Annotated in this window: 13 protein-coding genes and 2 tRNA genes; 7 read left to right on the plus strand and 8 right to left on the minus strand. The window is 39.0% G+C overall.

Features of this window, described 5'->3' with window-relative positions; all coding sequences use genetic code 11:
* Positions 1 to 147: 147 nt before the first annotated feature.
* Both ACWIUO_RS08895 and ACWIUO_RS08900 read right to left on the minus strand, forming a co-directional pair.
* A complete protein-coding gene (locus tag ACWIUO_RS08895) occupies positions 148 to 816 on the minus strand; it encodes a response regulator transcription factor (protein ID WP_454177545.1) in 669 nt (222 codons plus the stop codon).
* 139 nt (positions 817 to 955) lie between these two features.
* The gene (locus ACWIUO_RS08900; RefSeq protein WP_454177546.1) at positions 956 to 2,668 is read right to left on the minus strand and encodes an outer membrane family protein; all 1,713 of its coding nucleotides are present in this window, start codon (positions 2,666 to 2,668) and stop codon (positions 956 to 958) included.
* A 201-nt stretch (positions 2,669 to 2,869) separates the two neighbouring features.
* Here ACWIUO_RS08900 and ACWIUO_RS08905 point away from each other — a divergent pair, with 201 nt between their 5' ends.
* The 5 genes from ACWIUO_RS08905 (at position 2,870) to ACWIUO_RS08925 (ending at position 6,245) form a co-directional block, all read left to right on the plus strand.
* On the plus strand, positions 2,870 to 3,853 hold the full coding sequence (locus ACWIUO_RS08905) for a polyprenyl synthetase family protein (RefSeq protein ID WP_454177547.1): 984 nt from the start codon (positions 2,870 to 2,872) through the stop codon (positions 3,851 to 3,853).
* A gap of 17 nt (positions 3,854 to 3,870) precedes the next feature.
* Positions 3,871 to 4,656 (plus strand): 5'/3'-nucleotidase SurE, encoded by a 786-nt coding sequence (gene surE / locus ACWIUO_RS08910; RefSeq protein WP_454177548.1) that lies wholly within the window; start codon positions 3,871 to 3,873, stop codon positions 4,654 to 4,656.
* A gap of 290 nt (positions 4,657 to 4,946) precedes the next feature.
* Positions 4,947 to 5,492 (plus strand): hypothetical protein, encoded by a 546-nt coding sequence (locus tag ACWIUO_RS08915; RefSeq protein ID WP_454177549.1) that lies wholly within the window; start codon positions 4,947 to 4,949, stop codon positions 5,490 to 5,492.
* Positions 5,493 to 5,613: 121 nt separating this feature from the next.
* Positions 5,614 to 5,880, plus strand: a complete 267-nt coding sequence (locus ACWIUO_RS08920; RefSeq protein WP_454177550.1) for a hypothetical protein — start codon at positions 5,614 to 5,616, stop codon at positions 5,878 to 5,880.
* A 137-nt stretch (positions 5,881 to 6,017) separates the two neighbouring features.
* The gene (locus tag ACWIUO_RS08925) at positions 6,018 to 6,245 is read left to right on the plus strand and encodes a hypothetical protein (protein ID WP_454177551.1); all 228 of its coding nucleotides are present in this window, start codon (positions 6,018 to 6,020) and stop codon (positions 6,243 to 6,245) included.
* Positions 6,246 to 6,662: 417 nt separating this feature from the next.
* Here ACWIUO_RS08925 and ACWIUO_RS08930 read toward each other — a convergent pair whose 3' ends face one another.
* The 3 genes from ACWIUO_RS08930 to ACWIUO_RS08940 all read right to left on the minus strand — a co-directional run bounded on the left by ACWIUO_RS08930 (position 6,663) and on the right by ACWIUO_RS08940 (position 11,344).
* A complete protein-coding gene (locus ACWIUO_RS08930) occupies positions 6,663 to 8,909 on the minus strand; it encodes a TonB-dependent receptor (protein ID WP_454177552.1) in 2,247 nt (748 codons plus the stop codon).
* A gap of 16 nt (positions 8,910 to 8,925) precedes the next feature.
* Positions 8,926 to 9,663 carry a hypothetical protein gene (locus ACWIUO_RS08935; protein WP_454177553.1) on the minus strand — a complete coding sequence of 246 codons (738 nt, stop codon included), beginning with the start codon at positions 9,661 to 9,663 and terminating at the stop codon, positions 8,926 to 8,928.
* A 655-nt stretch (positions 9,664 to 10,318) separates the two neighbouring features.
* Positions 10,319 to 11,344, minus strand: a complete 1,026-nt coding sequence (locus tag ACWIUO_RS08940; RefSeq protein WP_454177554.1) for a bifunctional 3,4-dihydroxy-2-butanone 4-phosphate synthase/GTP cyclohydrolase II — start codon at positions 11,342 to 11,344, stop codon at positions 10,319 to 10,321.
* A 125-nt stretch (positions 11,345 to 11,469) separates the two neighbouring features.
* Here ACWIUO_RS08940 and ACWIUO_RS08945 point away from each other — a divergent pair.
* Together ACWIUO_RS08945 and ACWIUO_RS08950 are read left to right on the plus strand one after the other, a co-directional pair.
* A tRNA-Gln gene (locus ACWIUO_RS08945) sits at positions 11,470 to 11,544 on the plus strand.
* Between the two features lie 75 nt (positions 11,545 to 11,619).
* Positions 11,620 to 11,696 (plus strand) — tRNA-Met (locus ACWIUO_RS08950).
* Positions 11,697 to 11,815: 119 nt separating this feature from the next.
* On the opposite strand, the gene ACWIUO_RS08955 is transcribed toward ACWIUO_RS08950, so the two are convergent.
* The 3 genes from ACWIUO_RS08955 to ACWIUO_RS08965 form a co-directional block, all read right to left on the minus strand.
* Positions 11,816 to 11,947, minus strand: coding sequence for a hypothetical protein (locus ACWIUO_RS08955; protein WP_454177555.1), 132 nt, complete (start codon positions 11,945 to 11,947; stop codon positions 11,816 to 11,818).
* Between the two features lie 50 nt (positions 11,948 to 11,997).
* Positions 11,998 to 12,543: a hypothetical protein gene (locus ACWIUO_RS08960; RefSeq protein ID WP_454177556.1), complete on the minus strand. Its 546-nt coding sequence runs from the start codon at positions 12,541 to 12,543 to the stop codon at positions 11,998 to 12,000.
* A 10-nt stretch (positions 12,544 to 12,553) separates the two neighbouring features.
* Positions 12,554 to 12,988: hypothetical protein (locus ACWIUO_RS08965; RefSeq protein ID WP_454177557.1), on the minus strand; the 435-nt coding region annotated here is incomplete at its 5' end.

A 12,988-nucleotide genomic window follows, 5' to 3' on the forward strand; every position in this document is an offset into this window, starting at 1 on the left:
ATCTACAACAAAATCCACGCAAAACACGCACGCCAAGCACGCAAACAAAAACCACAAGTCAAAATCACAAGCAAAAATCAAAAATCTTAAATCAACGCCATAAACCAAAATCCTAGCAAACCCCAAAATCCACAAACACTCACACGCTCACAGGCAAAATTTATATCCTATCCCCCACACAGATTGCAAAAATTTGGGCTCTTTGGCGTTGTCATTTAGCTTTATGCGTAGGTTGCGGATATGCGTATCGACATTGCGCAAGCTAGAATCATCGTGAATCGTAGAAATCGTATTTGCGATAGATTCTCGGCTGATAGGGTGCAAGCGGTTTTCGATAAGCAGTGCTAGTATGTCAAACTCCGTATTTGTCAAATCCAAAAGTTTATTATTTAGATGGACTTCGCGCTTTTGCGTGTCTATGCGAAGCGCGCCAAAAGAGCTTTCTTTTGGCTTTAGTCTGCGAAGTAGCGCGTTTATACGGGCGATAAGCTCCACAGGCTCATAGGGCTTTGCTAGATAGTCATCAGCACCTTTATCAAAACCTTGTATTTTGTTGTAAATATCGCCACGGGCGGAAGAAATGATGATAGGGATTTTGTATTCTGCGCGGATTTTTTTGCATAGCTCCAAGCCGTCCATTTGCGACAATCCTAAATCAAGTATGATTAGCTCAATGCTATTTCTTTGCTCTTTTATGATGTCTAGGGATTCGTTTGGCAGGGCGGTAGTGATGACTTCAAAGCCAGCTTGCTCTAAATAAGTTTTGATAAGATTTTGTATCTCTACATCATCTTCTATGAGTAGGATTTTGCTCATTTTTCTCTCCTTGTTTGGATTTTTTGTGCTACCCGACTTCAAATTGTAGCATTATTTATCTTTATTGCAAGATAAATGTGAAATTTGCGATTTTTTACGCTGTGATTTTTACGCATTGTAAAATCTACCATAGCAAAATCTAAAATTCATACCTTACCCACACAAAGCTATGGCTTCTATCATCGGTGCGTTTGGGGGTGGATTTTATTGATTCTGCGCTTGCTGTGCTATCAGCACCTTTTACGCCATTTATGCTACCGCTACCATTTGAGCCTACACGATAGCCAGCCTTTGTCGTGTCAGTAAGCCACTCTAGCTTCACGCCCACGCTAAGCCCTCCACCAAAAACATAAGAGAATGCCCCTGCGATAGAGCCCTCCTCACTTCGCGTAGAATCCGTGTATCGCCCGATAAGATTCCAGCTAAATTTATTATCAAAATGCTTCCCACCGATAAACACAAATGGCGTAATGGCATTTTTGCTAATGATGTCGCTGATATTTCGCCCCAAATCATACGCGCTAGTCGTCCATAAATCTAGCATTATAGGATTGCCAATCGTCCCTATATACGCATTTGCATTGCCAAAATTTTTGTAAAGCCCAAGCCCAAAGTTATATTCATTAAAATCAAATCGTTGCTTTATATAAAGTGTTTGCGTGGATTTTGCTACCAAGTCCCCATAGCGATAATCTCTATCATTTACCACGCGAGAATTATGCAGAGGATTCATAAAATGCAAAGTCGTTTGTGAGCGAAAACCTTTCGCGCTAAAATCCCTATCAGTATCATAGACTAGCTCTATGATAGGCGCGGTATAAGTGCCGATAGAAAAATACACCTGCGGGCTAATATCAAGCCTGCCAATGCTATAAATCGCCTTAAATGCGTGGATTCCGTTGTTTTTAAAACTGCCGATACCTTTGCCGTTTTCATCATAAGATTCGTAATATCCGCGAGGGGAATAAAAATCCACCAGCCACTGCCCATACGCAAATGCCCTACTATAAGAGCTAAACCACCATAAATCAAGATTCCAAGTCTTGAACCCTAGCTCAAAACCCTGCGTGTAGCCACTCATATATTGCGCTTTGGACTCATATCGCCCACCTTTAAAATAAAACCTCCGCCGATAGCTACTCCCAAAAGGAATCAAATAATAATATTCCAAATAAGCGTTATTTACCACATAATAATGTCGCTTGATATGGCTTCTGCCTTGCAAATCATAGCCCTCCCACATTCCTATGTATTCATTCATCACGCTACTCTCTCCACCGGGATATGCCCTACTACTAGAATCATACACAAGCCCACCAGCAGTGATACTAAGCCCAAAATCAAGATTTTGTATCCCCTTTTTATACTCGCCTTTTAGTCCAAAGCTACCAACCATCGCGCTAAAACTATCGGTGGGATATTTGCCTAAGTTAGAATCTATTTTTTGATTGTTAAAGCCGATTTTGCTAAAGCTCTCAACCCAGCCTGTATAATAAAATCTAATATAGCGCGTGGGAGCAAATCTATGTCCCTCTTTTTCTATGATAGAGGTTGGTTTTTTAGATTTTTGGATAGATTCGTTTTTTTGGCTTGCGGTGTCGCTTTTTGCTGTGCTATTTGCGGTGCTTTCATCGTAGTTTGTTTCTTGGCTAGATTCTAGTGCTTGCTCTGCTTCTATGTCTTGTCCAGATTGTATGATAATGTTTATCTCGCTAGGATTTTGGATAGGTTCTGCATTTAGCGTGGCAATCGTGCCACTAAGCGTTAGGCAAGATAGCAGGCAAAATGGCAGAATAAAAAAGCTAGTATGTTTTTTTGCTAGTTTGGATAAATGTGGAAGTTTGTTAGGCATTTTTGCTCCTTTTATATTAAGTGAAAGTGATATATTATTGTATTTTTTGTTAAGATTTGTAAATTTTTGTGCTTTTAAGGTAGTTTTGGCTAAAATCACTCACTTATATTTGTTTTAAAATTTTTATTAAAAGCCGTGTTTTAAACCTGTGATTAAAACCACATAAACTACGCCAAATCATCAAAATCTCTAAGGATAAAAATGTCAAAAAACAATCACACTTTAAGCTACCAACAAGCAATCAGTGATTTTGAAGCATTCCTAAAATCCCAAAATCCTAGCGATATTTTTGCAAAATCCACTTCACAAGATTTTCCCCCACCAAATAGGCAAGATTTCAAGCAAGATTCTCCCTCCGCAGATTTGCTTAGATTTTGCCCGCCAGATTTTCACCCGCATTTTTTGCGTGCGTTTTGGGAAATGCTACTAAATGGTGGCAAGCGATTTCGCCCAAACCTCTTGCTAGCGGTGGTCGATGGGCTAAACCCTATGCTAAATAAAAACGCATTTTTGCCAGCCCTAGCGTTAGAATGCCTGCATACTTACTCGCTTATCCACGATGATTTGCCAAGTATGGATAATGCCTCACTTCGCAGGGGCAATCCCACCCTTCACACCACTTATGATGAGACTACGGCGATTCTTGTGGGAGATGGGCTAAACACTTATGCGTTTTACTTGCTTAGCAAATGCGTGCTAGCTCCTAGCGTGGTAGTCGCGCTGATAGGCGAGCTAGCGCAAAATGGCGGATTAAGCGGAATGATAATCGGGCAGGCATTAGATTGCCACTATGAAAACCAATCTCTAAGCCTAGAAAAACTCCAAACTATCCATATCCATAAAACCGCCAAACTAATCGCCACAAGCCTAAAAATGGGCGCGCTTATCGCAAATGCTTCTAATGAGCTAATCGCTACGCTAGAATCATTTGGGCTAGAATTAGGATTATTTTTTCAAGTGCGAGATGACATCATAGACGCTGTGCAAACAAGCGCAAAAGCGGGCAAGACTACGCAAAATGATAGCGCAAAAAATAGCTATGTAAATCTGCTAGGCTTGCAAGGCGCAAAGCAAAATCTAGCCACGCTAAAATCTAGCCTAAAATCCAAACTAGATTCTCTCCCGCTAGGCATAAAATCCAATCTAAGCTACTTGCTAGAGGATTTTTTCAAAGAAATCACATAACACAAAAAAGGACAAAAATGGCACAAAAACAAATCTTGCTTACCAATGATGATGGCTATGATTCATTAGGACTTTTGGCATTAAAAGAGGCTTTAGAGCCATTAGGACGCGTAGTCATCGTAGCCCCTGCCAACGAAAAATCCGCCTGCGGACACGGGCTAACTATCACAAAACCACTAATGCTACACGAAGTAAAATCCAATCTTTACAAACTAGATGACGGCTCGCCATCAGACTGCATATATCTCGCGCTAAACACGCTATATGGCAAAAATAACCCTCCCCATCTAGTCGTATCAGGCATAAATATCGGGTGCAATATGGGCGAAGATGTAACCTACTCTGGCACGGTGGCTGGGGCTATGGAGGCGTCTATTTTTGGGATACCAAGCGTGGCGATTTCACAGCTTGTAAATAAAGAGGGAGAGGCAAAAGATTGTGATTTTGCGCTAGCAAAAAAATGCGCTTATGAAATCGCAAAAGAGATGTTGGCTGATTCTAGTCATTTGGGTTTGCCAAAAAGGCGATTTCTAAATGTAAATATCCCCAAAGCAAAACAATCCAAAGGCTACAAAATCACCGAGCTAGGCTATCGCCTCTATGGCAACGATGCGCGCAAAGCGCAAAATCCGCGAGGCAAAGAATACTATTGGCTAGGCACGCACCCGATAAAATGGGAAAAACGAAGCGAGAATCTATGCGATTTTGACGCAGTGATGAGCGGCTATGTCTCTATCACGCCTTTAAGCGTGGATATGACAAGCTATGAGGACATCGCCAAACTAAAATCGTGGGAAAAATAGCGTTAGATTTTATGTATTTGCGATATGGATTTTGGTTTTTAGATTTTGGCAAAAAGACTTAGCAAAAAAGCGCAAAAACGCAAAATCTAAAATAGTTTTAATCCTAGCTATTCCATACGCGTAGAAATATTATCTAAATCATCAAATCCTACTGCTTGGCTAGGCTGCGAATAATAAGGATCGCCCTTAAACCCGCAACCACTAACACATAAAGCAAGCAGGCAAAATCCGCAAACACGCAAGCAAATGCACAAATAAAAACGCAAACAAAAACGCAAAAGGTAGCCAAAATGAAATCCCTCAAAGCAAAATCTAGCATCAAAAATGCGATAAATCCTACCAACATAGATTCTATCAAAAAAGCCAAACATATCATCTCCTCAATCTTTGCTAATCCAGCGTATGCAAAGCTAGGCAGGGCATTTTGCACGCGCTATAAACTAGAGCGACTAAAAGCCACGCTCCCCCCTGCTATGCAGGAAAATATTTTATACATAAGCTACAAGCCACCAAAGCTGTTATTTTGTTTTGGACACCCTAGCTTTTCAAATGAATTTAACCGATACAGAGCAAAGGAAATTATATCGTGTTTGAAACGCTACAAAGATGATTTTAGTGAGATTTATTTGGAGGGGCTAGAAGTGCGTGGCTATGTCTCAAAAGCCCTGCTAGAAAACAAGCCTAGCAAGATGGACTTAAAATCTATGCTAGATAATGCGGAGCGTTATTGCGAGCATTCTAAAGGGGAGTTTATAAACTATGCTAGTGATAAAGATTTGTATGACAAAATCGAGCAAATCCGTAGCCTAATCTTAAACTTGCAAGCTAACAAATAATGCAAATGGCAAAAATTCTCTCATTGCAAGATTTTGCGTTTTTGTCAAAAGTCTAAAAATCATAACACAAGCCCACAGCTACAAAGTAGCGATTTTAGCGCACAAGCGCGAGTTATCGCAGTTGCGAAAAACAAAATCCACCCCCCTGCGACAACATTGCGAGCGATTAGATTTTGCATTTTTAGCAAAATCTAATGCGTGGCAATCCAAAACACTATCATTTGCCATACTAAGTTTTCACAAAAACCGAAGCATCTCACAAAGCAACACCCCCCTACCGTCATTACGAGCAAAACACAAGACTTGCGTGGTAATCCAACATTTTATCGTCTTTACGAGCAAGGCTTTGCCTTGCGTGGCAATCCATTCTGTAATAAAAGCAAAATAGATTGCCACGCTTAACTAGCGTTCGCTTGCAATGACGGAAACAGAATCATTGCCTACAATGGCGGTGGTGGAATCCAAAGATACCCACCCCCTAGCCCCATCCGCAGAGGGAGGGGACAAGAAGTATGCGAATCCGTAATGGGGTGGAAAATCCTGCCATTGCTAAAAATTGCATTGCTGTCATTGCGAGCGTGGCTTATGCCACGCGTGGCAATCTATTTTTTAGTTTTTGCCAAAAGTGTGTTTTTGGCATTTTGCAGCGATAGATTGCCACGATTTTGCTATGCAAAATCTCGCAATGACGATGGGAGGGTGGATTGCCACGATTCTGCGACTTTTGACAAAAATCGCAGAATCTCGCAATGATGGCAATCCTTGTTTGACTCTTATTGGACTAAAGATTGCGCAAATTTTTGCAATGACGGCAACCTTTTTGTCATACTAAGTTTTCGCAAGAAGCCGAAGTATTTTTCTAAGGTTTAGCAAGAAAACAGAAGTATATTCTAAGATTTTGCAAGAAAAACCAAAGTATATTCTAAGGTTTCGTAAAAACAAAAGCATCTTTGCAAAAAATATCTTTGCAAGTCGCAAAGCAAGCTACAAATAAAATCGCAAAGCAAACTACAAAAAAAAAAAAAAATAAAACAAAAATAATAAAAAATAAAATAAAATAAAAAAAAACGCTTACAAAAGCAACCAAAACCGCATTATTCAAAATCTAAAACCCCCAAAAAAACCCTCCGCAAAAAAACCCCAAAACCCCTCCGCAAAAAACCCCAAAATCTAAAATCCAAAACGCAACTCTACATAATATGTCCTGCCTAGCCCTGCGATATAGTTTGGGTATTTTTGGTAAGTCGCATATAGCGAGTCAAAAAGATTTCGCACACCTGCACCGATTTGAAAACGCGCTATTTTGTAGTTTAGCCCCAAATCACTTAGCACATATCCACCTTTATTCATCACATAGCTTTCTTTTATGCTCTGTCCTGCTACCGTGCGCGTGGTGGTGTCGATGCTTTGCCCATAATAAGCGTTGTTAAAAAACACGCTCAAAGATTGATTTCCTAGCTTTAGTGCCTCTACTTCTATATGCAATGTAGCCTTGATAAAAGGCACATAAGGCACGCTTTTGCCTTTTAAGTGGCTATTTGTGGCGTTTGTTTGCAAGATATTTGTATAGATATAGCTGACACTCTCCCCTAGTTTGATTCTGTCATTCCAAAATCCTTGATTTGCCATTAGCTCCGCTCCTGCGCGTTGGGTCTCACCTAGATTGCTGTATGAATACGCCGTGCCGTGCGAAATCGTATTGACAAAGATTTCATTAAAAGTATGCGTATAAAAAATTGTCGCGCTCAAATCGCTCCAAGAAAAATAATCCCTCCAGCCTATCTCACCCGTTACATATTGCTCGGGCTTTATGCCATTTAGCTCGTTTTTGTTTAGTTGCGTGCCTTGTGGGTTGCCTTGATTTATCGCAGAATTTGGGTCGGCATTTATCATTTGAAACGCGCTAGGGCTGATAAATCCTAGCTCGGCTTTGGTATAAATATTGCCCGTATCGCTGTATCTAAAATTTGGCGTGATTTCTGCGGCGTAGCTTAGCCTGTCTGTGTGCTTGTGAAATTTTTCTTGCTCCGTAGAGGTTGTTTGAGAAAAAGTGCTAGGAAGCATTTTCATTAGTTGGTCATTTGTAGTCCAATAGTTAGAAAATTCTACCCTTGCACCTGCGCTTAAATCAAACCATTTTGTAAATTGAAAATCATCAAATACATAAAGACTATTTGAAAGTTTTATGGCTCTATTATTAAAATCTGTAAGATAATGTGTGGCTATCATATTTGGATTTGCGTGAGAAGTGTGCACCTCGTGTTCCATATAATTTGTGCGATTAGAATATTCTAATATATTATCTAATCCCACAATGAGTGTATTTTTATATATTTTATGTTTTAGTTTGAAATTTAGCCCACCGCCGTGATTTTGAAATCCAGCCTTGCCATCACCTGAATTTTTCCACACATTAAACCCCGCACCACTTGAAGTATATGTCCTATAATCATATTTTACATATCTTAAAATGCTAAATTGATAAAAAGCTAGCGCGTCAAAATCTAAATTTTCATTAAATTTAGCAGTGTAGTTTAGCGCGGTTTGCAGGGCATCGGTTTGGGTTTGTATGGTATATCCATCGGGGTTAAATCGTTCGTTTTTTATCGTGCTATAAAGTTTGCCATTATAAGTATCTGTTGATACTTGATTTGGGCGATTGCCTGTTGTGGTGGTTGTCGTATCTGCCAAAGTCAAATAAGCATTTGGGTAATTTCTCCAAGTATGCGAATAATTAGCACTAAAATCTAGTTTATGATTCTCATTTGGTGTCCATATTGTTTGGATAGAAGTGTATAAATTTGTCGTGTTATCGTTTTCAAATGCGCCTGTTGTGCTGTTTGAATTTACTTGAGTCGTAGAAATTGGTTCTTTGCCTTTGGTATTTCGATTATTTGGCACATAGCTAGCACTCACATCGCCTCTCACAAATAAAGCATTATTTATCTTTTTGCCCCCTGCTAGCGATAGCGCGCCACCTTGCAGACCTAGCCTCTCCCCACTGCTTGCTTTTAGCACTATTCTAGCAAAATCCTTGCTAGGCGTCTTTGTGATGATATTTACCACGCCTCCACGCGTGCCATTGCCATATACCACAGCCCCTCCACCGGGCAAAACCTCGATAGATTCTATGTCCTCTATGTCAAGGTTATTATACGGAGGGATTCCGTGGCTTGTGTCAAGCAGGCTAATAGGCACGCGATTTATGAGAATCTTTACAGCGCGATTTGCATCGCTGCCTTGCCCGCGCAAATCGATATTTGAGCCAAAGCCGTTATTGGTAAATGTGATTAGCGGTTGGTATTGCAAGGCTTGCTCTAGGGAGGTGTAGCCTTTGTTGGTAATATTTTCTTTTGGGATTTTTAAGACATTTTTAGGCTCATCTTTTAATGGCAAATCAAACCCAGAGCTTACCACCGCGCTTGCCGTTACTTTACCTAAATCTTTTTGCCTCCAAATTTATTGATTCTAAGTCGTTTTTGGATTTTAGTTTATTGTAGCGGGAAGGTTTGTCAAATGATTGCGAGGTGGAATCTATTTTCATAGATTCTGCTGTGGCGTTTGTAGATTCCGTTTGGCTAGAATCTATGTCGTAGGTTTTTTGGTTAGCGTTATTATTTATGGCGTTATTGCGTATAGCGTTGTCGTTTGGATTTTGGTTGTGTCTAGAATCTGTTTGGGTGGAATCTATTTGTGCCAAAATCATTGCAAATGGTGGATTTTGTGGATTTTGTCTTGGTGGATATTCTTGCGTGGATTGTGGATTTTGCATATTTTGTTTAGTCAAATCTTGCCGAAAATCTTTTGCAAAATTTTTATCAAAATCTTTTGCCAAATCTTGTGGCATTTGCGCAAAAGCTAGATGACTAAAGCAAAAAACACTAGCCACGCTTAAAGCGATTGTAGATTTGTCTTGCTTAGATTTTGTGAGCTGTGCGCATTGTGTTTTTGCAAGTGGTGATTTTATAAGCCGTGATTTTTCAAATGGTGTTTTTATAAGTTGCATTTTTGCAGATTGTGCGTGTCTTGCATTTGAGAGCTTAGAGTTTAGATTTTCGCGCCTTTTACTCTCTCTCTCTCTCTCTCTCGTTGTTGGCATACTAGATTTTGCTAGATTTTGAGTGGCTTTGTGCGTTGCTTGTCGCAAGGCGTTGTTTATGTTCGTTTTCATTGTTTGTCCTTTTTTAGTTTTTGGAAGTTGTTTTATAATCCCAAAAGATTTTTTAAGAATCGTTTTAGAAATTATAAAATGCGCGGATTATAAAAAATTTTTGCTTAAACAAAAATTAACAACTAATCGCATAATTATCATAAATAAACATATAATGAGAAAAATTCACAAAAAGTCGCGCAAAATGTGGCGTTGCAAGAATTTGAAAATTTTTGAAAATTTTTTGGAGTTTTTTAGATTTTTTTAGATTTTTTGTGGAAATTCTAAAAATTTTTCAAAATTTTTGAAAAATTTTTAGAATTTTTTTGGAAGTCTTTTTGAAAGATTTTTAGAATCTTATTTTGGGATTGTTTTAGAAGTTTTTTGGGAATTTTTGTTTGGAAAGTTTATTTTTTGAAGTTTATTTTTTGGATTTGTTGGTAAGTTTTACAAGCATTTTGCAATCACTTTGCAAAAGCGGATTTTACAAAAACGGATTTTGCAAAAGCGGATTTTGCTTTGTCATCAGTTTTTTTGGCAAAATTTTGCAAAAATTTGTAGTTGGCAAAATCTAAGATTTTACAAATCTACCAACCACATTAAAAACCACATTTAAAAATCACATTCTACAATTAAACCACATTCACAAAATCACTTTTTGCAAAATCAAAAAAACCTACACCGTAACCGTTTCGATGATTTTCAAATCAAACCCGCCAAGTGCGGCAAAATCACGCTTGTTACTACTGATGAGTTTAAACTCGCGTATATTTAGTTTTTTTAGAATCTGTGCGCCGATTCCAAAGTTTTTCATCAAATCCGTGCGCGTGGAAGTGTCATTGACAAACACAAGATACCCGCCCTCTTTTTGGAGTTTTTTCACGCATTTTAGCAAGAAGTCAAATCGTTTTGCGTTTTGGAGTAGCTCAAAATCCGTGCGTATGGTGTGAAGCCTCACAAGTGGCGTATCTGGCGCGCCAAACCTAAACGCATAATGCTCCCTATCCAAATGGTCTTTTAGCGTGATTTTCTCGCATTCGTTTGATAAAAATTCACTATTTTCACGCGAAGTTATGTTAAGTAGATTCTCGGTTTGCAAGCGATATGCGATTAAATCAGAGACATATAGAATCTTTAGATTATGTTCCTTGCTAAAATCGCTCAAAAACTTATCCCCCCTTGTCGCCATCGTGCCGTCTTCTTTCATTATCTCACAGATGATTGCTATGGGCTTTACCCCTGCTAACTTGCATAAATCCACGCCTGCTTCGGTATGCCCCGTGCGCACTAGCACGCCTCCGTCTTTTGCGATAAGCGGGAAAATATGCCCCGGACGGACAAAGTCGCTAGGCTTGGCATTTGGAGCACACATAAGGCTAATCGTCATATCCCTCTCGTAAGCTGAAATCCCCGTCTTTGCCTCCCTAGCGTCAATAGACACGGTGAAAGCCGTCTCGTGATTGCTGTCATTTTTTGCCACCATAAGCGGTAAATCAAGCTGTGTGGCTATCTCTTGGGTAACGCACACGCAAATAAGCCCGCGCGCTTTGCTAGCCATAAAATTTACTTTTTGTGGCGAGCTAAAGATTCCAGCCATCACCAAATCCCCCTCATTTTCTCTATCCTCATCGTCCATTACGATTACCATTTCGCCATTTTTGATTGCTTCGATTGCGTTTTCTACGCGTGTCAAATATTCCACAATGCAGTCCTTAAAATGTAAAATTTGGGCGTATTATACTTTAAAAGTATTGACAAAAAACATAAAGTTTTATAGAATACCGACTTTGTTTTATAGCTTTGTTGGCTTAAGTTTTTTGAAATGATTGGGGTATCGCCAAGTGGTAAGGCAGCTGGTTTTGGTCCAGCCATTCCGAGGTTCGAATCCTTGTACCCCAGCCACTTTTTAGATTCTCTCTAAGTTTCTTTTTTTAACTTTTTGTTGCGTTATTTTTCTCGCAATTTATCGCAGTTTGTCGCGGGGTAGAGCAGTCCGGTAGCTCGTTGGGCTCATAACCCAAAGGTCGGTGGTTCAAATCCATCTCCCGCAACCAAAATCCTATTTTTTTTACTTCAATTTTGCTTCTTTTAGATTTTTTACTCCAAATGTTAGAAAATCCACAATCAAAAACCTTATTTTCTTATCAAAATCTGCTTTAATGTTTAGTCCGTTTTAATTCTTTCGCAAAATATGCAAATATTCAATGGTGGATTCTTGCTTGTGATTGCGCGTAGAATCTGCTTTAAATCGTTGATATATTTTACTCCCCCGTTCGTATTTATCATAATTTGCCAAAAACCTCATTTGATTTCTTTTGGTAAATTTTTATCAAAAACAGCGTTTTTTAAGCAATATCACTTGCTTAAAAAATCTGCAATTTCTTGCCTATCTTGCTCGGTAATTTTACGCGTTTGGATAAAAATCCCATTTTCATCATATTCTCTGAGTATCCCTGCAAAATACCTTGCATAAGCAGCATCGACAAATACATTATGTTCGTTGTAATATCCCACTTGATTTTTGTCCTCTTTGAAGCTAAATGGGTTGATATATTTACGCACTATGCCTTTATCATAGATTAAATACGAAAGCTCTCTATATACCCACACGCCTTGCCTAACGCCATTTTCATACCTACCGACAAGGGATTGCACTTTTCCATTGCCATTATCAAGTATAGATTCAATGTGAAATTCCCATTTGCCTACGCGCTTGCCATCTTTATAACGCCCTATATGTTCTGCTTTGTGGGCATTATATCTCCAATCATAGTCAGAATTTTCCCACAGCCACAAACCTACAATTATACTTACAATGAGTGTCAAAACAAAACCAACGACAAATAAAAACACCACACCTAGTGTATCTATCGCCAATGAGACGATTTTTCTTATATTCATTTTTTTACCTTTATTGTGCGCTTTTTTTTTGGCATTGTTCTTGTGATTTGGCATTTTTTAGCGTGTTGTTTTTGATTTCGCCACAAGATTCCAAAAATCCATTTTTAAAGACAAATGCTTTGCCATCTGGCAGAGTTTTGCCCTCAAACACACCAAAGTTATTGTATTTTTCAAACGCTTCCTTATCCCTCTCATCAATCCAACTATTCTTTTTGCAAGAGGTTTTATCCTCTTGGTTTAGACACCTAAATTCTGCTGTGCTAATGGAGAAATTCTCTCCATTTATGCGAATCAAATAATCCTCTTTGTATAAAAAATGCCTATCGTCGTTTTTGATTACTGAAAATCTCTCTCTTTCATAAAAAATACTTGTGAAAATATATGGCACAACCGATAGCGCAAATACTAATGCCAAACCCACCACTACGCCAAATATGAAGGAAGC

This window comes from Helicobacter sp. T3_23-1056 (genome assembly GCF_053654535.1).

Bases quoted from the DNA above. Each gene is read 5' to 3' on its own strand.
- ACWIUO_RS08915 (WP_454177549.1), top strand. From the start codon at position 4,947: ATGAAATCCCTCAAAGCAAAATCTAGCATCAAAAATGCGATAAATCCT.
- ACWIUO_RS08895 (WP_454177545.1), bottom strand. From the start codon at position 816: ATGAGCAAAATCCTACTCATAGAAGATGATGTAGAGATACAAAATCTT.
- surE (WP_454177548.1), top strand. From the start codon at position 3,871: ATGGCACAAAAACAAATCTTGCTTACCAATGATGATGGCTATGATTCA.
- ACWIUO_RS08955 (WP_454177555.1), bottom strand. From the start codon at position 11,947: ATGAGGTTTTTGGCAAATTATGATAAATACGAACGGGGGAGTAAAATA.
- ACWIUO_RS08935 (WP_454177553.1), bottom strand. From the start codon at position 9,663: ATGAAAACGAACATAAACAACGCCTTGCGACAAGCAACGCACAAAGCC.
- ACWIUO_RS08925 (WP_454177551.1), top strand. From the start codon at position 6,018: ATGGGGTGGAAAATCCTGCCATTGCTAAAAATTGCATTGCTGTCATTG.
- ACWIUO_RS08900 (WP_454177546.1), bottom strand. From the start codon at position 2,668: ATGCCTAACAAACTTCCACATTTATCCAAACTAGCAAAAAAACATACT.
- ACWIUO_RS08905 (WP_454177547.1), top strand. From the start codon at position 2,870: ATGTCAAAAAACAATCACACTTTAAGCTACCAACAAGCAATCAGTGAT.
- ACWIUO_RS08960 (WP_454177556.1), bottom strand. From the start codon at position 12,543: ATGAATATAAGAAAAATCGTCTCATTGGCGATAGATACACTAGGTGTG.